Origin of the sequence: Colwellia sp. D2M02, from assembly GCF_018860755.1 — a bacterium.
In the GTDB taxonomy this organism is placed as follows: Bacteria; Pseudomonadota; Gammaproteobacteria; order Enterobacterales; family Alteromonadaceae; genus Colwellia; species Colwellia asteriadis.
Map to the genome: position 1 here is coordinate 1 of NZ_JAHKPW010000031.1, position 22056 is coordinate 22056.

Below are 22056 nucleotides of genomic sequence, written 5' to 3' on the forward strand. Positions count from 1 at the left end.
CTCTAGCAGCTACTTTTCCTAACTTCTTCGTTAAATTTACTTGCAATAGGCCAGCTATTGACGCGAAATTTGCCTTGCTTATCATATGAAAAGAAGAAAAACTATCAAGCTAGAGACTCAGAAAAGTAATTTTTTATTATATTTCAATTTGTTAAATATCTCTTAAACCGAGTTCAGGTTAACTACTAAGTGCTAATTTTTATTCAGCTGTACTTTTTATTAGGTATTAGAGCTAGCTATCAGAACTTTCGGCTCGTTTAATCGCCGACGGTACAATTAATTTATGCATCGGCGCTACGAAAAACATATACAATTTTCCCATAAAATTATGTACATGAACTACGGTTGAAATGGAAACTAAATGAGCTTTTTCTCTGTGGGTATACAGCGAAATCTTTACATCTAGATGTTTATCCGAGTCGATTAATATGGCTTCACTATCACTTAAAAAAAGCAAAGTGAATATTCCCACTTTATCGCCCACTTTATAGTCACTAATTAACTTTTTAGTATCTATGTCACCTAAGTGACCAATATTTTTCAAGCCAAATATTGAGACAACCTTATTGCGAGTCGCCATTAAAAAGTTAACCCAAGCAGGTGTTTTACTTGCATGGTCTAACCAAACTTGCAAAGCAACTCTATCTCCTTTGTTTGAACAAAAAGCGTATGAGTCAGCATAGTAAGCACCTTTTAGGCTTTTGAATATCTCACTACGAATTGGGACATTTACCTTGTTAATTGTAAACACAATAATCGAATACTCCGTTAATTTTTGATGCCCTAATAAGAACTATCAATGGTGATATAAAATTGCGGTGAACAACTACAACCGAGCTGTTTTGTTCGTTTGAGTCATTTGTGCTTTCTTTTCGGATAGTAAATATAGCCCCAACCCAATAAACCAAACAATTTGTGATACACCAAATATTTCCGTAAAAGTATCGTTAGGATAAATAGTGGCAATACCTGCCATACCGACAAAACACCCAAGAAAATTGATAAAACGAGGCAAGCAATTGCCTTTCATAGCTGCAATGCTAACTAATAAAACCCATAGACCACCAACAACCTCATTTCCTCCGCCTAAACTTTCAGTAATGACTGAAATGGTTGTCCATAGCTCGAGAGCTTTCTCCGGGCTTTTATTCGCTAGCTCAATCGCATGAGCAAGCCCAATATTTGAAAGCATACCACTGGCAATGACAAGCCCAACCCAAATAACACCAAATAACGACCCAATGAATATTGTTGGGGTATTTGTGTGCTTAATTCTTTCATGTAAGCCAACAACCAGTAGGGCGAGAAAAACGCCAAATACTACATACATTAATAAACAGACTAATGAAAATGTAAGTTGTACTTCTGCGAGGTAAGTTATTTTTTCTACTGGGCTACCATTTATGGGGTAGGTGAAAAATGTCCCAAAGTATATAAAAGCTATTATATATATTAGTCCTTCAGCAATAGCGGCAACTCCGGCTAATTTTTGTAGGTGTGTCATTTGATAAAGCTCCATTTTTTAATGCTAACGCTTTTTTGTTATTTTTTGCCGTTTCTAAAGTTAGGCTATTGGTTACGTTGCCTAATTATAAATTGTTTAATCTCCTCTCTACCAGACCAAGCACGCCAAAATGCTGTAAGCATTATCAGAGAAGCTACTGTTAGCATTAGCCACTCTTTGTGAACAAAATGCGTCCCAATAGCGCCGAGCATGAACCCGCCCAAGCATAGTGCAGAGAGTGATGATAGCCTTGTAATTAGTAGCCCTAATGCGCCAAAAACTTCAATTATACCCGTTAAGTACATAAACTCGATTGGGTAACCCCAACGTACAAATGCTTCAATCTCGAATGGTAGCGATAATAATTTCGCACCACCTGAAGCAAAAAATATTAGTGCAAGAATATAGCTCGATATACGTGCGACCATTTATAGCCCTATCACCTTATTATGGATAATTTTCTGTAATGATTACCCCATAAAATTAATTCATCATAACTTAATATTTCATAAATTAAATGAATTAGAAAGGCTAAAACCTTAGAGAGTATTGATAATTGGATGATTTTTAAATAAATCAGTAATATCTAACTTAGAAAGTGATGATTAAGTTTATATTTTTCATGTGGTTAATCTACTACCCTAAGTTTTTTGTGTTAATGCTTATAGGGACTTACCTGTGAACATTAGGCTTTTCTATTTTAACTACTAAGAATGGCTGTTTTGACGTCGTGTCCCGTCCTAAATATGTAAACACATTTCAGGACGAGATACAGCCATTAAAAAAGCCAAAAGGCATAGTACCTTTTGGCTTTTTCATTGTTATTTTACCGAGTAAAGTTACCTAGCTCCTTAAAAGTTCTGGTAGGTAACTCCTAAGTAAAAGGCTTGCTCTTGGGTATTATAGCCATTAGCTGTTTGGTATTCTTCGTCAAATAAGTTAGTAACGCGCGCGTTCAGTTTTAATTCCGGCATAATTGCGTAATTAAAACCTAAGTTAACGACTTGGTAAGCATCTAACTTAACATCGCCGCGATCGGTTCGTTTACCAACATATTGGTATTCAGCGTAAATATCTGCGTTAGCAATAGACGTTGAAAATTTATAGCTGGCTTTGTTTTTTGCGCGTCGAATAAGTTGTTTATGGGTTTTTTGATCTTCAGCGTCAGTATATGAAGCATTAAAATCGTGATTGCCGCCAAAACCTAAATAACTCGCGACAAATTCAGCGCCGCTAATTTCTACTTCTTCAAAGTTTTCTGGGCCTGCGCTTGTCCATGCAATTAAGTCGTCAACGTCAGTATGATAAAAGTGAATACTGGTATCTACTGTTGCTAGTGTTGTTTCAAAAAATAATTCAATACTGTCTGAATATTCAGACCTTAATTCTGGATTACCGCTATAAGGGTAATATAGATCATTGAATGTTGGCGCTTTAAAACCCGTACCATAATTAAGTACTACACGGCTGTTTGTGCTGAAATTATAACCTGCACCTAAGTTGTAACTTACTTCAGAGTCTACTTCTTCTACATCGTCGTAACGCAGTGTTGCTTCATATGAGAAGTTATTATTGGTTAATAAACCGTGGGCGAACATACCGGTTGTATCTCGCTTAGTTTGCTCATAGCTGGTTTCGCTTCCCGATACATCATCTTGGTAATGATCAATACCCACGTTTAATTGTACATCTTCAGAAAATTGGCTGTGATTCACTAATGAAAACTGGTTACGTCGAGTCTCAAAGCTGCCTTTAAATACGCCATCTTTTAAGCTGTCAGCGGCATCTTCATTTTGCCCGACCATAGCAACGGTGTTATTTATAACGTTGCCAATGTTAGTTTCGTAGTTTGCACGTACTAACCAAGCGTAGTTGTTTACATCTGATTGGTTTTGATAACCGCCGTCGTATTCCGTTTCACCTTGATCTGCGGTAAATAGCCAATCGAGAGTTAAGTTAGTATTTACATTTTGCTGGCCGCGCACTGCAATTGAGGTGAACTCGTAACCATCGTCATCGGTTTCAGTATTATCTTGAACATCAAAACCATCACTTTCTTCATGATTAACGGTAATACTAGTTTGACCGTCGCCATGAGCAATACCTACGCCTGCTTGGTATTTACGGTAGTTATCGCTACCAATACTTGCACCAGCAAAAAAGTCGCCACCATCAAGTTTACGGGTAAATATTTGAATAACGCCACCAATGGCATCACTGCCCCATAATGCGGCGCGTGGGCCTTGAACAATTTCAATGCGTTCTATAAGTGCAGGTGAAAGTGTATTGAGGTTAGTGCCACCTGATGTTGCTGAGCTAATACGTACGCCATCAATCAATACTAATGTGTGATCTGAGCTAGTACCGCGCATAAATACGCTAGCACTTTGGCCTTTGCCACCATTTGATGCAATATCAATACTCGGTACGGTAGAAAGTAAATCTATAACCGATACTGGGTTGATACGCTCAATAGCTTGACGGTCAATCACAATTTGGCTAGTTAACGCATCATTAATATTTAATGCTGAGCGAGTAGCCGTTACGGTAATCACTTCAATATTTTCTTCTAATACATCGTTAGTTACTGCATTATTCTTGTTGGCATAAGCCGATACCATAAAAGTACTAGAAACAGCGGCGGTAATGGCTAACGATAAAAAAGATTTAGTTGGGGTATTTTTGTGCTTATTATTCATAGGACCTCGTGAATGATGCCCTCCGCATCATGGTGGTTGCCGTGACAGGCACGGTGTAGTTAAGTTGGCTTGAGTGATCGGACTGACACAAGTTAATGTGATTACCGTTGCGGGGGCAGTGAAGAATTCTCATCTTCTTCCCTCAAACTAACTATAGTAAGTTACTATTATTTAAAGTGTTTACTATAAATTAAGGTAACTGAAAGTATTTTTTATTGTGTGATTTTCATGGAAAAGTTTAGCTAAAGTCCGTTTTATTTTTATTTACGCTATTCATTAAGTGTTAATAAAATGATTAACCCTGAAAATTCAGCGCGCATTCTAGCCTATTTCACGTAAAAAATCATAATAATAGTGGTATTTGGTTGTTGTTTATATCAGCATAGTTTTATCGTCGGTAGTTAGTCATAGGCTATATAGCCATAAGGAATATAGTGAATTACTATAAACCCGTAAATAGGCAGATATAGCGATTATTACCTTGAGCTTTACAATTTGAGCAATACTTTAGGCTATACACTCAAACTGCCATCACGTTGAGAAAACATTATGAAAATAATTACCTTTGCTTCACAACAACCTGCCCAGGAGCAAGCGCTATGGTTGGCTAGTTTGCAAAAACTGTTACCCGATGAAAATATCATTTTATTTGAGCAACTCACACCAGAGCAGGTCGAGGATGTTGATATTGCTATTGTAGCTAATCCGAAAGCGACTGACTTAATACGTTTAGCGCAGTTGCCTAACCTTGCTTGGATACAAAGCCTGTGGGCTGGCGTTGAAAAGTTAGCCACAGAATCAAGCTTACAAACTATACCTATAGTGCGTTTAGTTGATGACACACTAGCAAAAATTATGGCAGAAGCGGTGTTAGCTTGGACGCTGTATTTACATCGCAATATGCCTGAGTATTTACAACAGCAAGCCAAAAAACAGTGGTTGCAACTTCCTTATAAAGCGCCAACCGAGCAACGTATTACGGTTTTAGGAACAGGGGAGTTAGGCATGGCAGCTATAAATAGTCTAGTGCGCGCTAATTTTACCGTGAGTGCTTGGAGTAGAAAGCCTAAGTCAATTGCCAACATCAAACATTTTACGGATCAAGAAGGCTTACGGGCGGTATTGCCGCAAACTGATATTTTAATTAGCTTGCTCCCTTTAACCTCACAAACAGCAAACTTATTAAGTAACAACACGCTAAGCTTATTACCGCAAGGTGCAAAGTTAATTAATTTTTCACGAGGTGGCATAGTTAATAGCGATGATTTACTTGCGTTGTTAAATAACGGTCATTTAGCGCACGCAGTATTAGATGTGTTTGATGTTGAGCCGCTACCTGCTAATAGCTTATTGTGGAGTCATGAAAAAATAACAATTTTACCGCACATTTCTGCGCCAACTCAAATGGCTAGTGCCGCGCTAGTGGTTGCAAATAATATTAAGCAATATCGATTAGAAGGCATTATACCGACAGCGGTCGATAAAACATGTGGTTATTAGTCAACTGAGTTAATAGGAAATTGAGTTAATATAGAAAATTGAGTTTAATTAATACAATCCTTTATAAGTTACTGAAAGTATGTGATATTAAGTCACCTATTTAAATCGTTTGGTTTTAGTCAATGAGGGGGGCAACGCAAGCCCCATGTAGCCTGAGCCTATAGCAGTAACGGATAAAAAATATCATGGAATTTAGACAAGCAAAAAAAAACAAACCGCTTTTGGGAATAAGCTCATTTATTATTGTGCTCGGTTTTCCGTTATTAAGCATGTTATACAATCAAACAGAGCTTGGCTTTTTAGAAGTGTTTGAGTGGGGAACCATATTCGGTTGGTTTTGTATTGGTACAGGCTTAGCTATTGCCAGTTTATTAAAAGAAAAATCGCAAGGCTTTTATATACTCTTACCTATAATTACTCTTGCTCTGTCGGTGATATTAATGACTTTTCAATTAGACGTTTAAAACATCACATTAATGCTCGAACACTCTAAATCTAACCCAATCTATTTCAATCCAATCTAATAAAGATAGAAAAGATAGAAAACACAGATACGAGATTACGAGCATGAAAATGCTATGAAATATAGCAATAAACAAGTATTTAGCAGCAAAGTGCCCGCAAGTAGCTTAGCTCAAAGCAGCCACCTCAACGCATAATAGCTAAAATCAAGGCTGCTAACAGTAAGTCAATTAAAAAGAGGATGGATGGTAATGTTTGGTAAAAAACTTTTCATACTGGCAGGTGCGTTAAGCGCTATTGCCGCTTTATTACACCTTGCTTGTATTTATTTTGGTGCGCCTTGGTATCGTTTTTTAGGGGCTGGCGAGCAAATGGCGCTAATGGCTGAACAAGGTAGTATAGAGCCAACAATAATCACCAGCTTCATTGCTATTGTACTGACTATTTGGTCACTTTATGCTTTTTCAGCGGCAGGCATTATTCGCCGTTTAGTGTTGTTGCGCGTTGTATTAATGTTTATTACTGCCGTTTACTTGCTCCGTGGTGTTGCTGGTTTTTTCTTCATGAGTAATCCTATGGGGCGTAGTGCTGAATTTTGGCTTTATAGCTCGCTTATTTGCCTTAGCGTTGGACTTGTTCATTTAGCTGCGCTACTAAAAAGCAAGCTTAGTTAGCTCTGGCTCTTACCTCTTATTTTTTTTATACTTTAAATATCAATAACTAGCCCATAAGTCTTTTATAAGTGAGGTATTACTCAGCCCTCATATCATTAAATAAGTACCATTTAAATTATTAGAAGAGAGCACTATGTTTAAAAAAATATTAGCGAGCGTTGGTATTGGTAAGGCCAAAATAGATGCTGTTTTATTATCAGATACACTACAAGCAGGGCAGAAGTTTGATATTGAAGTTATTATTACCGGTGGTGATGTTGAGCAAGAATTAAACGCGATAGAGCTGGCTATTATGGCGCAAGCAAAAGCAGAAAAAAATGTTGGCGATGAAGACGTAAGCTATCAAAAAAATTTGGTTTTACAGCATTGGAACCAAGAACTGAACCTTACGATTAAGCCAAATGAAACTATTACCCGTCAATTTTCGTTGCTATTACATCCTGAAACACCAGCAACAGAGTTGTTTGGGCGCAGTCTTGGTAAAGTTTGGTTAAAAACAGGGTTGGATATTAAAAGCGGTATTGATGGCTCAGATAAAGATCACTTGGTTATCCTTCCGTCGGCAACACAGTTAGCAGTACTAGATGTTATTTCGGATAGTGGTTACTCGTTATTTAAAGTTGATATCGAAGCTGGCGGCGTAAGAACTAACAATTTTCAATCGCACTTGCCATGTTATCAAGAGTATGAGTTTAAACCTCAGTCACGATCATTTTTCAGTGCCAAAGAACTCGAAGTGACTTTTGTTGATAATGGCGCAGAAACAGGCGTACTGATTGAAGTTGATCGTGCATTTTTAGGAGACGGTTATCGCAGTATCTCTGTGCCTAATAGCTGCGTTAATGTTGAACAAGTAAGGCCTTATATTGAAAGGTTACTGTCATAGTGAGCCTAAATAACTAAGTTTATTTAGTACGTATAGCAAAAACTAGTTTAGCAGCTACTCTATTTACTTGAGCCGCCAAGGTTAATCCTTTTGGCGGCTTTTTATTTGAACAAAGCAAGTATTTAGTTGTATTACTCGCAAGGTGTATCACTCATACTTTGCTGAAAAAAACGTCAAAAAAGTAAAGATTAGATGGGGTCGAACACGATATTGCTGTATAATGCGCGACTTTAATTCTGCTGGTCTGATAATAATAACGGTTATAACCGCTTTATTGGGCTGTCACCATCAACGCGTATCAGTTAATCACGAGTGATTTTAGACACTTATAGTTGGTTAACTTAACGCTGCTCGTTAGCAAAAATAGGAACTTCCTTTGATCTCTACATCGAACATTACAATGCAATTTGGCGCAGAGCCGTTATTTGAAAACATCTCAGCTAAATTTGGCAATGGTAACCGCTACGGTTTAATTGGCGCTAATGGTTGTGGAAAATCAACATTTATGAAGATCCTTAGCGGCGATTTAGCACCATCATCAGGTAACGTTTCAGTCACACCTGGCAATAAAGTGAGCACCTTAGGTCAAGACCAATTTGCTTTTGAAGAACATAGCGTTATTGATACCGTGATTATGGGTGATATGGCGCTTTGGCAAGTAAAGCAAGAGCGTGATGCTATATATGCACAAGCTGAAATGAGCGAAGCTGACGGTATGCGCGCTGGTGACTTAGAAAGCCAATTTGCTGAAATGGATGGCTACACTGCTGAATCTCGCGCTGGTGAAATACTACTCGAGGCAGGTATTGAAGAGTCGTTTCATTTTGGCTCAATGCAACAAGTTGCCCCAGGTTGGAAATTACGTGTGCTATTAGCGCAAGCGTTATTTGCTAATCCAGATATTTTATTACTCGATGAGCCTACCAACAACTTAGACATTCATACCATTAGTTGGTTAGAAACCGAGTTAAATAAACGCAAATGCACCATGATAATTATTTCTCATGATAGACACTTCTTAAACTCTGTTTGTACGCATATGGCTGATATTGATTACGGTGAGTTACGTATTTACCCAGGTAATTATGAGTTTTTCTTAGCGCAATCGGCTTTATTACGTGAGCAATTATTGTCGGGCAATGAGAAAAAGTCGGCTGAAATTGCTGAGCTACAAGACTTTGTAAACCGTTTTGGTGCCAACGCCTCAAAAGCGAAACAAGCCAGTTCTCGTGCTAAAAAAATGGATAAAATTAAGCTTGATGATGTTAAATCTTCAAGTCGTATTACCCCTAAAATTGCTTTCGCTCCGGGTAAAAAAATGCACAGACAAGCGCTAGAGCTTGAAAACTTAGGTCACGGCTTTGATGGTGAAGTGCTTTTTGAAAAAGGTGACTTGTTATTAGAAGCAGGTGCTAAGCTTGCTATTATTGGTGAAAACGGCGTGGGTAAAACTACCTTTTTACGTTGTTTAATGAATGAGTTAACGCAAAATACAGGTATAGTTAAATGGTCTGAAAATGCCTCAGTCGGCTACTGTCCGCAAGACAGCGGGTCATTTTTTGATAATGACTTAACCTTGATGGACTGGATGTCACAATGGCGTAGACCGTGTCATAACGACTTAAGTGTGCGTGGCATGTTAGGTCGTTTATTATTTACTGACGACGATGCCAATAAAAAAGCCCGTAACTGCTCGGGTGGTGAAAAGAACCGCTTATTATTTGGTATGTTAATGATGGCTGATATTAACGTATTAATTATGGATGAACCGACTAACCATATGGATATTGAAGCCATTGATGCGCTTAATAATGCTCTTAAGGACTTTGAAGGCACATTAATTTTTGTCAGCCATGACCGTGAGTTCGTATCAAGCTTAGCCACACGTATTATTGATATTAAAGATAAAAAGCTAGTTGATTTCCAAGGTACTTTAGATGAATACCTTGATAGTCAAATGCAAGCACAAAAACGAGCATAGTTAGTGTTGGAAAGTTAAGCCAGCACTAGCACTAAACTTTATCTAATTGTCTTTATATGGTGATATTTATTGATATAGAGACTTTTAACGTGAGATAAGTTGTTATAGTAAGTTGTTATTAAAATCCTCAATGAATAAGCTGTTTTGCATATTTATTGGGGATTTTTTTGTCACTATTTTTTTGCCGTAATTACTTATGATTTTTAACGTCAGCAATCATCACGTAATGATCTTAAGCTAAATTAAGCGATGAACTAGGCGATGAACTAGGCGTTATTATTTGTGATGATTTATTGTTAGCGCTTCAGTGTTAGCGCTTTGATATTATTGTCGTTACTCGTGTTTTAAGTGCCACTTCTAAATGATTTTTTAATATTAGGGGCAGTTATTAAATTTTTAACCCGAGTGCAAGTTTATTCGTATTTAATGAAAAGGGATATTTTATGTTTATTGGTGAAGCTTCAAAGCTCTCTGGCGCTACACAAAGAGCGATAAGACTTTATGAGTCAATAAAGCTTTTGAAGGTCGCAAGATCAGGGAGCTATCGGGTTTATAGCAAAGAAAACGTTGAAACAATTAAAGTGATTAAAGAGGCGCAGAGCTTAGGAGTGACTCTTGCTGAGCTATTGACCTTACTTAATGAGCAACAAGATTTTGACTGGTATTTAATGCGAGATTTTTTAAATGAAAAATATCGTATGGCAGAAAAAGAAATTGCACGTTTAGAAAAACAAAAAAGCCATATTATACTTTGTCAAAGCTCAATTGACCAATGCTTAAAAGCGCTTGACTCTGACCTATAGGACAGAGTTTACACTGCCTTTTTTATGAAACAAGGTGGTTAAACCAATGAAAAAAATACTCGTCATCAATGCTAACCCTAAATCTATAAGTTTTTGTAAATCGATAGCAGAGCGCTATGCTAAAACAGCAGGGAGCAAGCATGCGTTAAAACAAATTGACCTCAATGCGATGAACTTCGAAATAAATTTGCAAGAAGGGTACGATAAGGAGCTCGCGTTAGAGCCTGACTTAGTTGCTTTTCAAGAAATGTTACTTTGGGCTGAGCATATCGTAATTATTAGCCCTGTTTGGTGGGGGAGTATGCCTGCAAAGTTTAAAGGAGTTATTGACAGAACGTTTTTACCTGATTTTGCTTTTAAATATCACAAAGGAAAATCAATCCCTGAAAAGTTATTAAAAGGGCGTACATCAGAGCTCATTATTACGTTAGACACGCCAACCTTTTGGTATAAGTATGTTCAAGGCAATCCAATATACAAAAACTTAAAACGTACTATTTTGGACTTTTCAGGGATCAAAAACACCTCGGCAACTTATTTTGGGCCAGTGATCAGTGCGAGTGAACAAGTTCGTAAAACTTGGTTAACTAAAGTAGAAAAAATGGCTAATAATCTATAACAAGGCACCTATAACAAGTCACCATAACTAAAAGGTAGATGCCTCCCCCTTAAGCGTTTACCAATTTTAATTATTAGCACATCGTTAAATCTCAAAGATGCTTTTTCTATGTAGCAAAATAGTTCAGTTCTTATGCTATAAGTACATATACCATTATTTATGCACTTATAGCGTTACCGCTAAATATTACCTTCCCTTTATAGTTTTATTCTTATTTTATTGTTGGGTTCAATTTTACTTGTTGATATCCTTAAATATTTATTGGTAATTTATTTTGGTAAGTCCAATTATCTGGTATTGGTCTTTTCTTTGTGTTGTAAATATAATGTTAAAAACGATAATTGGTAATATAAATTAGTTGACAGGTTATTGGGTATTGGTTAGGTTGTATGTGTCGTTAATTTAAACAAAAGAGATTTATTTAAAAATCTGAAAAATTATCAGGCTCAACATTCAATGTGAACATTCAAGGTGGGGAACATGAACAAGACAATTACTACAAAAAAAACAAGGCTTGCGATAAGTGTCCAGCAGTTATTTTCAGCTAAGAACATTCGTAATAACTTATCTATTGCTTGCTTAGGTTTAGCATTACCAATTTCTGCATTTGCTGAAGAACCGAACAAAGCTTCAGATAAAAGCGAAGACATTGAAGTTATTCAAGTAACAGGTATGCTCGGTAGTATGAAGGCAGCATCATTACTTAAACGTACCGATGGCAGAATTGTTGATGCAATTGTTGCTGAAGATATTGGTAAATTACCAGATAATAATATTGCCGAAGCACTACAACGTATCACCGGTGTATCAATCAATAGTGACTTTGGTGTTGGTGATAGTGTTTCTATACGTGGGTTACCTCAAAACCGAGTTGAGTTGAATGGCCGTTCTACTATTGGTGATTCTCGCGATGGTGTTAGTCTTCAAGATTTCCCGTCAAGCTTTCTAAAGGCGGTTGAGGTTGTAAAATCGCCTACTGCGGACATGATTGAAGGTGCGCTAGGGGGGACTGTTAGTTTAAAAACAGTAAGGCCACTTGAGTTAAAAAAACTAACAGCAGCAATGTCTTTAGATGGTGAATATGCCGATAAAACAGAGAATGTAGCGCCTATTTTTAGTGGTTCAATTGGTGATAATTGGGACTTAGGTAGTGCCGGTAACTTTGGTGCGCTTGTTATGCTTTCATACCAAGATCGTGAACTTCGCCAAGATCAATTTTCAAGTAAAGCTAGACCTGTAGATACTGATATTAATGGTGCTGAAGGTAATACGCCAAGTGGTAATATTATCCTAAGAGATGAGCATAGTGTTGAACAGTATGTGGAAAGCCGTGAACGCACAGCATTAAATTTATCACTTCAGTGGGCTCCAGAGTCAGGCAATGGCATGGTATACCTTGATCTAAATGGTACTAAGCGATCTGGGGAGCAAGAAGGTAGTTCAATTTTAGGTGTAGTGGGTGCACTACAAACGAACGAAAACACTACTCAAGATGCTAACGGCGTTAACAACTATACGTTAACTAATGAGTTTGGTATTCCTAAAACTTATAGTGATTTTCGCGAAACCGAGTCGTTTTCAAATGCTTTAGGCGCTGAATGGAATATTACCGATAATATTATGATTTCAGGTGAGATTGCGGTGGCTTCTTCAGAGAGCATCAGACCTGATGCCGAATTTACTTTACGCCCAATTGAAAAGCAAACCTTCTTAGATAGTGGTGGTGTAGACTTAGTTAACCATGTTTACGATGGTGCTTTCTCGCAATCAGGTAATAGACTCCCTAGTATTATACATTCAGAGTCTGACGCTTTTACGAGTGACCAGAATTTAGCGTTACGTACCTTTAAAGCCGAAGATAAAAGAACTTATAATGATGAAACGGCAGTACGTTTTGATGTAACCATTGATGAGCCACTTGGCTTAGGTTGGTTATCTAAAGTTAAGGCTGGTGTTCGTGCAACTAAACGTGATTATGAGTACGAGCAATATAAAGAAGAAGTTAAAGATATTTATAAAAATGCTAAAAACAGTGACGGTTCATTAGCAACAATATGGATTGATGACTACAATGCGGCATTCCCTAATAGCTTTAGTGTTGTTAGTCACGATAATTCTTTTGATCAAATCGGTCATTCAGGTCAAAACGATTTATTAACGTATATGCTTTATAACGGTTTATCTAACCTAGAAAACTCTTATGGCCAACTTCAGCAATTATTAGCTGGAACGAGTTTAGCAACAACAGGTAGTTTAGCTGACAACCAAGAGTTTCAAGAGAGTGCATATAGAAATGTTGCTGAAGATACCGCTGCTGTTTATTTATCAGCTTACTTAGATTTTGATGATATTAGTGCCATTGTGGGTGGACGTTATGTTAAAACCAATTTGGACTCAACGGTATATCTTAACGGCGAAAAAGTAACTGGCGATAACGATTATAGTGATTTTTTACCAAGTTTAAATGTTACCTATAATTATTCAGATGAAACCTTATTCCGCTTTGCGGCAGCTAAGGTAATGCGCCGCGCAAACTTTGGCGAATTAAGTCCAGCATTTGATATTAATAATGACATCACTGGGGCGACTCAGGGGTCTATCGATTTAGACCCTTATCGTGCAACGCAGTTTGATATCTCAATAGAGCATTATTTTGGTGAGGGTAACGCGCTATCATTTGCCGTATTTTATAAAGATGTTGAATCATTTTTAAGTAATGAAACGAGCTGTATTGCTGATTCATCAACGGTTACAGGTCAAAATGTTACTCAGTGGAATAACGTTTGTCAGCTTAATACTGCAGGCGTAAGCCAATCTGATATGGTGTATTCAGACAGCACTCAATTTACTGACGCTGAAGGTTTAGAGCATGTTGCAGCATTACGTGATGCTGGTAAAACAGGTATTGCTACCACTAAAGATACCAATGGTGAAAATGGTAAAGTGCAAGGATTTGAGATTGGTTATCAACAATTCTTTACCTTTTTACCCGGTGCATTCTCCGGTTTAGGATTAAGTGCAAACTATACTTATGCAGATAGTGAGCAACCTAACGGAAGCCCATTATTACAAATATCTAAAAATACTTATAATTTACAAGCCTTTTGGGAATATAAGGATGTTGCGCTTCGTTTAGCTTATAACTATCGTGATAGCTTCTTAGACACAGAAAATGAAAAGCGTGTTGAAAACATAAACTACCTAGGCACAATTAAAACGGATGATGGTACGGTTTATGGTAATAACTATCGTGATGATAGGGGCCAGTTAGACTTTTCAGCTAGTTGGAATATTAATGAGCATTTCACGCTTGTGGGTAATGCAACTAACTTAACCGGTGAAGCGTCTATTTATACCTCTGAGCTTGATGGAGCATGGAAGTACACTGAAGCAGACCGTAGATTAACGCTTGGGGTTCGCGCTAAGTTTTAAGCTAACTCAAGAGATGCAATCCATATAATCAGATAAATGCAGTATTTAGGTTTAGCTAAATACTGCATTTTTTATTGGGCTAATGAGAGTTAGGTAAAGAAAGTTTACATAACAATCACTATTACAACTCCTTCTTCTTGTTATTACCAATTGTTTATTATTGGTTGACACTTGGTGTTGGTTTGGTTAGTATCTGTAGTGTTCGGTATAACAAGGCTTTAGCTGGGTTTTGGCTAAATACATACGAAGTAATCATTAAGTTAAGATGTTTTTTATTAGATAAAATAAAAGTTTTGGTTAATGTTTTATAATAACTGTTATTACCAAATAATATTAAATTGAAAAATTGGTGTCTTTTTATTTTATATAAGTATCAGGTACGCCAACCTATGAGGTGAGCAATCTCACTCTCAAATAATTACATCAAATAGTTAGGAGTTAGATATGACAAAACCTATCATAGGTTTCATTGGGCTTGGCCTTATGGGCGGAAACATGGTTGAAAACTTACAAACACGAGGTTTTCAAGTTAACGTAATGGATCTTAATAAAGAGGCTGTTGCTAAGGTTATTGCTCGCGGTAACGCGACTGAAGTTACTTCGGCAAAAGAGCTCGCTGAAAAAAGTGATATCGTTATGCTTGCTCTTACGACTTCAGTTGTTGTTGAAAAGGTTGTATACGGTGAAAATGGTATTTTAGAGGGAATTAAAGCGGGCTCTGTCTTAATTGACTTTGGCACATCTATCCCTGCTTCTACACGTAAAATTGGCGCTGACTTAGCTAAAAAAGGTGCGGGTATGATAGATGCTCCATTAGGCCGTACGCCTGCGCATGCTAAAGATGGTTTACTTAATATTATGGCGGCGGGAGACATCGATACTTTTAATAAAGTAAAACCGGTATTAGAGCAGCAAGGTGAAAATGTATTCCATTTAGGTGCCCTAGGTGCTGGCCATACAACGAAGCTAATTAATAACTTTATGGGGATGACTACAGTAACAGCTATGTCACAAGCCTTTGCTGTTGCTGATAAAGCGGGCGTAGATCGCCAGCAATTATTTGAAATTATGTCAACTGGTCCATCTAACTCACCTTTTATGGCTTTTTGTAAAAATTACGCTGTAGATGGTGTAAGTGACTTGGGTTTCTCTATCGCTAATGCGAATAAAGATTTAGGTTACTTTTTAGAGATGGTTAACGATTTAGGAACTGTCTCAAAAATTGCTGAGGGGACTTCAGCTAACCTAAATGCTGCCGTAGATGCGGATATGGGTAATGGTAATGTACCGGAGATTTTTGATTATTTTCTTAAGTTAGCTAAGTAGCCTAAGTAGTCTAAGTTAAGCCATTTATTGATAACCCTTGTTACAGTGAGCAAAGCCTCACAATGTAACAGGGGCTGTTAAGTGTTCACCCCATCTATAATACCAATTAACCTCGCTTTACCTCTACTCGTGTTGTTTATTCATTACTTCACTTGATCTCAGGATAATAAACTCATCTCAAGCTGCTACTTTAATTACTAACCGCGTTGGACTCATTTGCAATAGACTCACTCTTGACGCACAAACCCGTCTTGCTAGTGTTGAGTATTTATCGATAGGGAAGAATATCGAGGTTGTTGTTTTTAATAGGTATATCGTTAAATATTTTAATCCTAGTTCAGGCTATCTATTCTCACTTTAATACCTCTAAAACGCAAAAGACCTTTCATAAGAAAGGCCTTTGATAAGGTGTTTGTTGACAGTGGTAAGTTAGAGTTCGCTAGAGTGAGGAATCGAATACAGTCCACGTTTTTCATTGTTTTTCTGTTTGATTTCTTCTAAAGCTCTTGATTCTACCGCGTCAAATAACGCATTGATAAGACGATTAAAGTGAGTGTGCATTGCACTTCTAGCTTGCGTTGCATCGCCAGATTTTAACGCTTGATAAATCATGGTATGTTCAGCTAAGGTCGTTGAGTTGTCTTTACTACAAACACTATCATAATCTCTAATTATTTCTGGTGTTGAAGAGCGTAACTTCCAAAGGTTTTCTACTGATAATATCATCGCGTTGTTTCTGGTAGCATTTGCTATTATTTGATGAAACTCTTTATCTGCAGCTGCGATAAAGTCAGTGTTTTCCATATCAATTAAGGTTTGATGTAAGCGGGCTAGTTCATCTTCATTAATGGTGGTTGCTGCTATTGCTGCTACCTCACCTTCAATTAAGGCTCTGGCTTGAGTGACTTCAAAAGCATTTATTTTTTGATAAGGAGCTTGCTGGTTTGCTGGTTTTAATACATAAATCCCAGAGCCTGTCTTAACTTCAATTTTCTCTCGTACCTCAAGAGCTATAATGGCTTCGCGCACAGTAGGCCTGCTGACATTAAACGTTTCAGCTAACTCCCTTTCTGGAGGTAAACGGCTACCAGGAGAGTATATTCCAGAGTCAATTAAAGCTTCTATTTTATCTACAATACTCCAAAACAACCTACGGTTGCTCATAATAATTCCTTAACTATAGTTACTAATGCGATTTTCTATTTATACCCACGCCACAAATAATGGCCGCGAATACATATCATATCTACTTATACACTTTATAGCAAAAGCAAACCAGTACTTATTTATTAGCTGTCATATCTTTTGGTATGCTCATTACGACCTTTATTATAGCCTTTGTTTTTAATATTGGTATTACATTTTTGTGTTTATCATGGTTTATTGGTAATGCTAATTGGTTGACATTTGGTCTGGTTGTTGGTTATATATAGCTCAGCTATTTAATTAGCCGCAAAATAAAAATATAAAAGCGAGGAAAGAAAGTGAGAAAGCCAACCTTAAAGTAAATGCTATACCTTAGTGTAAAACTTATTAACACGTCAGCATTTATTATTTTAGGAGCTTTACATTAGCTCAGAGACTCCTTCTTAATTTAAGAAAAATTAAAAGAGATATTCATGAACTCAATTCAATATTTAAAAGCAGTGACCGTTCTTGTGTTTTCGTTGTGCTTATCTAGCCAAGTTATAGCGAAAAACTGGTTGGTTGACTCTCAAAATTCTTATAACAATGCATTACAGCAATTACAAGCAGGCGACAGCATCATTTTGGCTGAAGGTACTTGGAATGACTTTGAAATATTGTTTAAGGGTGAGGGAACTGAGCAGCAACCAATAACGCTAAAAGCACAAACTAAAGGTAAAGTTATTCTTAGTGGGCAATCCAATTTACGTTTGTCAGGGAAGTATTTAGTTGTTTCTGGTTTGGTGTTTAAAGATGGTTATACGCCAAGCAGCTCCGTTATTGCTTTTAGAAGCAATAAAGAAGATTTAGCGTATCATTCACGTGTAACAGAAGTCGTTATTGATAACTTTAGTAATCCCGACAAGCAAGAGTCTGATTATTGGGTTGCACTTTATGGTCAATATAATCGCTTTGATCATAGTTATGTTAGTGGTAAACGCAATAAAGGTGTAACTGTTGCGGTACGTCTTGATAGTAAAAATAGTCTAGAAAATCATCACCAAATAGATCATAACTATTTTGGTCCTCGTCCTATTTTTGGCTCTAATGGTGGTGAAACATTACGCATTGGTACTAGCCATTATTCATTGTCTAATTCATTTACCGTCGTTGAAAATAACTATTTTGATCGTTGTGATGGTGAAGTTGAAATCATTTCAATTAAGTCAGGTCAAAACCAAATTAAAAACAATGTATTCTTTGAATCAAGAGGTACGTTAACCTTACGCCATGGTAACGGCAATATTATCGAAGATAATGTTTTCTTTGGTAATGGTGTCGATCATACCGGAGGTATTCGTGTAATTAACAAAGATCAAGTGGTTCGAAATAATTACCTAGAAGGGTTAACTGGCTATCGCTTTGGTAGTGGTTTTACCGTCATGAATGGCGTACCTAATTCAACAATTAATCGTTATCATCAGGTAGAAAATGCGTTAATAGAAAACAATAGCTTAATAAATGTTGAACATGTTCAATTAGCCGCAGGTAGTGATGCAGAAAGAAGTGCGGTACCTATTAATTCTAGCATGCAAAACAATCTAATTTTCAATGAAAATAAGCAACAGCCATTTACCCTGTTTGATGACGTAAGCGGTATTAAATTTAATGGGAATGTTGCGAATACTTCAGCGCTTAGCGCGTTAGCGTCAGGTATCAAACAACAACACATAGAAATGAAGCGAGCTAATAATGGTTTGCTTTATCCTGTCAGTACAACACTTAGTAATATAGGTGCTAAAACAAGTATTACTCCAATTTCAAAGTCTGACACCGGTCCTAGTTGGTATGCAAAAGTTGATAGTTTAACGGCATTTGATTCAGGTAAAACCATTCAAGTACCTGCAAAAGATGATGCCTTATTTAATGCTGTTCTAACGGCTAATGACGGTGATGTTTTGGTTTTAGCGAATGGTTTATATGATGTGAGAAAAGTAATCGATATTAATAAAACATTATCGATTAAAGCAAAAAACCAAGGTAAAGCTAAAATCACTTTTCAGCGTTCAACACTTTTTCAAATCTCTAATGGTGGTAGTTTAACGATTGATGGGCTTGATATTAGTGGGGTTAACAGCCCTGATGCAGCAGGTAACTCTTTAGTTCGTACTCAAAAGTGGGGCATGCTTGATAACTATCGTTTTGTTATGCGCAACAGTAATGTAAGCGCACTTGATATTAATCACTCGTTCCATTTTTTCGATTCAGGTCGTGGTGCTTTTGCGGATTATATCGAGTTGTCGGGTAACCACTTTACTAATATCACAGGTGACTTTTTACGCTTAGATAAAGAGATTGAAGACTTAGGTATTTATAATGCTGAATACGTTATTGTCAATAACAATACCTTTAACAATGTACAAGGTGCTTTAGTTAAATTATACCGAGGTGGTACAGATGAAAGCACCTTTGGCCCGCACCTTAATATGCGTAATAATACGATTAAAAATAGCGGTAAAAGTAACCGCAACAAAACCGCTTCAAGCCTTTATTTACATGGTGTTCAGGTAACCAATATTGAAGGTAATACTTTTGATAATTCTGCTGATGTTGTTATTGAACATACCGTTGGTGAGCCTAAAACAGCCGTAAAAAATAATACCTTTGATAATACGGCATCGCCCAGCGTAAAAGAGCTACATGCTCAAGGCCCTCATACGGCTTTGTTATTAAATAACAAGCAATCTTAATGGTGGGACTTATGACTCTTATTACTCAAACTTCAATAAAAAAAGCATGTAGGGCTTTTTCGAAGGGCTGGTTAACTGCTCTTACGGTTATTATTACTACGCTGATGACAAGTCAATCAATCGCAATGGCTAGTCAAAACCCTAACCTTGTTATTAGTGCAGTAGATATTGAGAATATGCGTGGTAGCTTGAATAAATCAGGTAAGTTTAAAGAGCAATTTATTCGTACTAAAGCCGCCGCTGATAAACAACTAATGCAAGCTATTATTGTACCTGTGCCTGCAGATGGCGGCGGTGGTTATACCCATGAACGCCATAAAGAAAACTACACGTTAATGGTGAATATGGGGGTGGTTTACCAATTAACCCAAGACGAAAAGTATGCTAATTATGTACGAGACATGTTATTTAAATATGCTGAACTTTATCCTACTTTACCGCTGCACCCAAAAAGAAAAATGGGCAAACAAAACCCTGGTAAATTGTTTTGGCAAAGTTTAAATGAAGCAGTTTGGTTGGTATATACCAGCCAAGCTTATGACTTGATTTTACCTTCTTTATCAGCAGAAGATAAAACAAAAATTGAAAACGGTTTATTTAGACCTATCGTGAAATTTCTATCGGTAGACTCACCCGAGACCTTTAATAAAGTTCATAACCACGGTACTTGGACAACCGCTGCTGTTGGTATGACCGGCTATGTACTGGGTGAGTTAGATTGGGTTGAGCAAGCGCTTTATGGTTTAGATAAGTCGGGTACAGGTGGCTTTTTAAGACAATTAGATGAGCTTTTTTCACCGCAAGGTTATTATAACGAAGGCCCTTATTATCAACGTTATGCGTTAATGCCGTTTGTCACGTTTGCTAAAGCCATTCAAGCTAATCAACCAGAGCGTAAAATATTTGAATATCGCGACGGTATTGTTTTAAAGGCTATTGATACGACTATTCAGCTAAGTTACAACCAGTTATTTTTTCCTATTAACGATGCAATAAAAGACAAAGGTATTGATACCATTGAATTAGTGCATGGTGTTGCTATTGCATATGGCTTAACCGGTGATGCAGGGTTATTAGATATTGCTAAGCAGCAAAACCAAATTTTGCTCACGGGAGATGGTTTAAAGGTTGCTCAAGCACTCGACAATAAATTAGAAAAACCATATCAGTTTCAATCTATTGCTTATGGTGATGGTAATAATGGCGAACAAGGTGCACTGGTTATCATGCGTCAAAACGTTAATGGTGAGCAAGCCGTGTTATTTAAACCAGCTGCACAAGGTTTAGGGCATGGGCACTTTGATAAATTAACGTGGCAGTTTTACGATAAAGGTGAAGAGATTGTATCGGATTACGGTGCTGCGCGTTTCTTAAACGTAGAAGCTAAATATGGCGGACGTTATTTACCTGAAAACCAAACGTGGGCTAAACAAACGGTTGCTCATAATACGATGGTTGTCGATGAAAAATCACACTTTAATGGTAATGTTGATACAGGAAACGCCAACTACCCAACGCTTGTTTTTTTTGACAAAAGTAAAAATATAACCATCAGCTCTGCCAAAATTGACAGTGCTTATAAAGGGGTGTCATTGAAACGTACTATCGCCCTTATTAAGCTACCAGCTCAACAAGAAGTGGCTGCTAAATCGTTTGTGGTAGATGTATTTGAAGCCAATTCAACGAAAGAACACCAATACGACTTACCTGTTCATTATAAAGGTCACTTAATTAGCACCAGCTTTGATTTAAACACCCAATTAAGCCGCTTGTCGGTATTAGGTAAAGACAATGGTTACCAACATTTATGGTTGAAAGCTCAGTCAAAACCCAAGGCTGGTTTATCTCAAGTGACATGGCTAAATGAAAATGGTCGCTTTTATACTAATTCGTCTATCATGGATGGAGACACGTCGATACTATTTACTCAAATAGGTGCTAACGATCCGTTATTTAATTTACGTAATGAAAATGCGTTTATTAATCGTAAAGCAAAAGCTAAACAACATACTTTTGTTAGCGTGTTAGAGCCGCATGGTGAATATAACCCATCAAAAGAATTTACAACTTCAGCCGTGAGTAGTATTGAGCAATTAGCTCACCACAAAGATAAGCATATAGATATCATTGAAATTAAGCTAGCGGGAGGTAAGCGTTACTTATTAGCGTTTAACGCTACCGAAAAAGTAAATGCTAATCAGATAAATACATTTTTATTTAATGGCGCTAAATACCAGTTTGATGGTCGCTATAAATTATTCAACATTAAACAATTACAGCATAAAGGGTAGGTCA

Annotated in this window: 16 protein-coding genes and 1 riboswitch; of the genes, 11 read left to right on the plus strand and 5 right to left on the minus strand. The window is 37.2% G+C overall.

The features are described from left to right. Nucleotides 1-232: 232 nt before the first annotated feature. From KO495_RS03935 to KO495_RS03950, 4 genes are all read right to left on the minus strand, one after another. Complete coding sequence (locus KO495_RS03935; RefSeq protein WP_354668362.1) at nucleotides 233-751, minus strand: DUF2867 domain-containing protein; 519 nt, start codon at nucleotides 749-751, stop codon at nucleotides 233-235. 75 nt (nucleotides 752-826) lie between these two features. Beyond that, nucleotides 827-1504: a DUF4386 family protein gene (locus KO495_RS03940; protein WP_215979094.1), complete on the minus strand. Its 678-nt coding sequence runs from the start codon at nucleotides 1502-1504 to the stop codon at nucleotides 827-829. A gap of 65 nt (nucleotides 1505-1569) precedes the next feature. Next, the gene (locus tag KO495_RS03945; RefSeq protein WP_215979095.1) at nucleotides 1570-1932 is read right to left on the minus strand and encodes a DoxX family protein; all 363 of its coding nucleotides are present in this window, start codon (nucleotides 1930-1932) and stop codon (nucleotides 1570-1572) included. Between the two features lie 423 nt (nucleotides 1933-2355). Continuing rightward, a complete protein-coding gene (locus KO495_RS03950) occupies nucleotides 2356-4203 on the minus strand; it encodes a TonB-dependent receptor (RefSeq protein ID WP_215979096.1) in 1848 nt (615 codons plus the stop codon). 48 nt (nucleotides 4204-4251) lie between these two features. Continuing rightward, a riboswitch (cobalamin riboswitch) is annotated at nucleotides 4252-4387 on the minus strand. Nucleotides 4388-4752: 365 nt separating this feature from the next. Here KO495_RS03950 and KO495_RS03955 point away from each other — a divergent pair. From KO495_RS03955 to KO495_RS03995, 9 genes are all read left to right on the plus strand, one after another. Next, nucleotides 4753-5703: a glyoxylate/hydroxypyruvate reductase A gene (locus KO495_RS03955; RefSeq protein WP_215979097.1), complete on the plus strand. Its 951-nt coding sequence runs from the start codon at nucleotides 4753-4755 to the stop codon at nucleotides 5701-5703. Between the two features lie 185 nt (nucleotides 5704-5888). After that, a complete protein-coding gene (locus KO495_RS03960) occupies nucleotides 5889-6167 on the plus strand; it encodes a hypothetical protein (protein WP_215979098.1) in 279 nt (92 codons plus the stop codon). Between the two features lie 249 nt (nucleotides 6168-6416). Next, nucleotides 6417-6839, plus strand: coding sequence for a hypothetical protein (locus KO495_RS03965; protein ID WP_215979099.1), 423 nt, complete (start codon nucleotides 6417-6419; stop codon nucleotides 6837-6839). Nucleotides 6840-6972: 133 nt separating this feature from the next. Further along, nucleotides 6973-7725, plus strand: a complete 753-nt coding sequence (locus tag KO495_RS03970) for a sporulation protein (RefSeq protein WP_215979100.1) — start codon at nucleotides 6973-6975, stop codon at nucleotides 7723-7725. A 376-nt stretch (nucleotides 7726-8101) separates the two neighbouring features. Then, on the plus strand, nucleotides 8102-9706 hold the full coding sequence (locus KO495_RS03975) for an ABC-F family ATPase (RefSeq protein ID WP_215979101.1): 1605 nt from the start codon (nucleotides 8102-8104) through the stop codon (nucleotides 9704-9706). A 443-nt stretch (nucleotides 9707-10149) separates the two neighbouring features. Continuing rightward, the gene (locus tag KO495_RS03980) at nucleotides 10150-10509 is read left to right on the plus strand and encodes a MerR family transcriptional regulator (protein WP_215979102.1); all 360 of its coding nucleotides are present in this window, start codon (nucleotides 10150-10152) and stop codon (nucleotides 10507-10509) included. A gap of 46 nt (nucleotides 10510-10555) precedes the next feature. After that, a complete protein-coding gene (locus KO495_RS03985; RefSeq protein ID WP_215979103.1) occupies nucleotides 10556-11128 on the plus strand; it encodes an NAD(P)H-dependent oxidoreductase in 573 nt (190 codons plus the stop codon). A gap of 480 nt (nucleotides 11129-11608) precedes the next feature. After that, entirely contained in the window at nucleotides 11609-14560 is a 2952-nt protein-coding gene (locus tag KO495_RS03990) for a TonB-dependent receptor (protein ID WP_215979104.1), read from the plus strand. Between the two features lie 444 nt (nucleotides 14561-15004). Next, nucleotides 15005-15886 carry an NAD(P)-dependent oxidoreductase gene (locus tag KO495_RS03995; protein WP_215979105.1) on the plus strand — a complete coding sequence of 294 codons (882 nt, stop codon included), beginning with the start codon at nucleotides 15005-15007 and terminating at the stop codon, nucleotides 15884-15886. Between the two features lie 429 nt (nucleotides 15887-16315). Here KO495_RS03995 and KO495_RS04000 read toward each other — a convergent pair whose 3' ends face one another. After that, entirely contained in the window at nucleotides 16316-17050 is a 735-nt protein-coding gene (locus KO495_RS04000; RefSeq protein WP_215979106.1) for a FadR/GntR family transcriptional regulator, read from the minus strand. A 455-nt stretch (nucleotides 17051-17505) separates the two neighbouring features. Here KO495_RS04000 and KO495_RS04005 point away from each other — a divergent pair, with 455 nt between their 5' ends. Together KO495_RS04005 and KO495_RS04010 are read left to right on the plus strand one after the other, a co-directional pair. After that, a complete protein-coding gene (locus KO495_RS04005) occupies nucleotides 17506-19761 on the plus strand; it encodes a polysaccharide lyase 6 family protein (RefSeq protein WP_215979107.1) in 2256 nt (751 codons plus the stop codon). Between the two features lie 104 nt (nucleotides 19762-19865). Further along, nucleotides 19866-22052: a heparinase II/III family protein gene (locus KO495_RS04010; RefSeq protein WP_252738789.1), complete on the plus strand. Its 2187-nt coding sequence runs from the start codon at nucleotides 19866-19868 to the stop codon at nucleotides 22050-22052. Nucleotides 22053-22056: the final 4 nt, after the last annotated feature.

Bases quoted from the DNA above. Each gene is read 5' to 3' on its own strand.
- KO495_RS03995 (WP_215979105.1), top strand. From the start codon at position 15,005: ATGACAAAACCTATCATAGGTTTCATTGGGCTTGGCCTTATGGGCGGA.
- KO495_RS03970 (WP_215979100.1), top strand. From the start codon at position 6,973: ATGTTTAAAAAAATATTAGCGAGCGTTGGTATTGGTAAGGCCAAAATA.
- KO495_RS03945 (WP_215979095.1), bottom strand. From the start codon at position 1,932: ATGGTCGCACGTATATCGAGCTATATTCTTGCACTAATATTTTTTGCT.
- KO495_RS03950 (WP_215979096.1), bottom strand. From the start codon at position 4,203: ATGAATAATAAGCACAAAAATACCCCAACTAAATCTTTTTTATCGTTA.
- KO495_RS03960 (WP_215979098.1), top strand. From the start codon at position 5,889: ATGGAATTTAGACAAGCAAAAAAAAACAAACCGCTTTTGGGAATAAGC.
- KO495_RS03985 (WP_215979103.1), top strand. From the start codon at position 10,556: ATGAAAAAAATACTCGTCATCAATGCTAACCCTAAATCTATAAGTTTT.
- KO495_RS03980 (WP_215979102.1), top strand. From the start codon at position 10,150: ATGTTTATTGGTGAAGCTTCAAAGCTCTCTGGCGCTACACAAAGAGCG.
- KO495_RS03955 (WP_215979097.1), top strand. From the start codon at position 4,753: ATGAAAATAATTACCTTTGCTTCACAACAACCTGCCCAGGAGCAAGCG.
- KO495_RS04010 (WP_252738789.1), top strand. From the start codon at position 19,866: ATGACAAGTCAATCAATCGCAATGGCTAGTCAAAACCCTAACCTTGTT.
- KO495_RS04005 (WP_215979107.1), top strand. From the start codon at position 17,506: ATGAACTCAATTCAATATTTAAAAGCAGTGACCGTTCTTGTGTTTTCG.
- KO495_RS03990 (WP_215979104.1), top strand. From the start codon at position 11,609: ATGAACAAGACAATTACTACAAAAAAAACAAGGCTTGCGATAAGTGTC.
- KO495_RS03940 (WP_215979094.1), bottom strand. From the start codon at position 1,504: ATGACACACCTACAAAAATTAGCCGGAGTTGCCGCTATTGCTGAAGGA.
- KO495_RS04000 (WP_215979106.1), bottom strand. From the start codon at position 17,050: ATGAGCAACCGTAGGTTGTTTTGGAGTATTGTAGATAAAATAGAAGCT.
- KO495_RS03965 (WP_215979099.1), top strand. From the start codon at position 6,417: ATGTTTGGTAAAAAACTTTTCATACTGGCAGGTGCGTTAAGCGCTATT.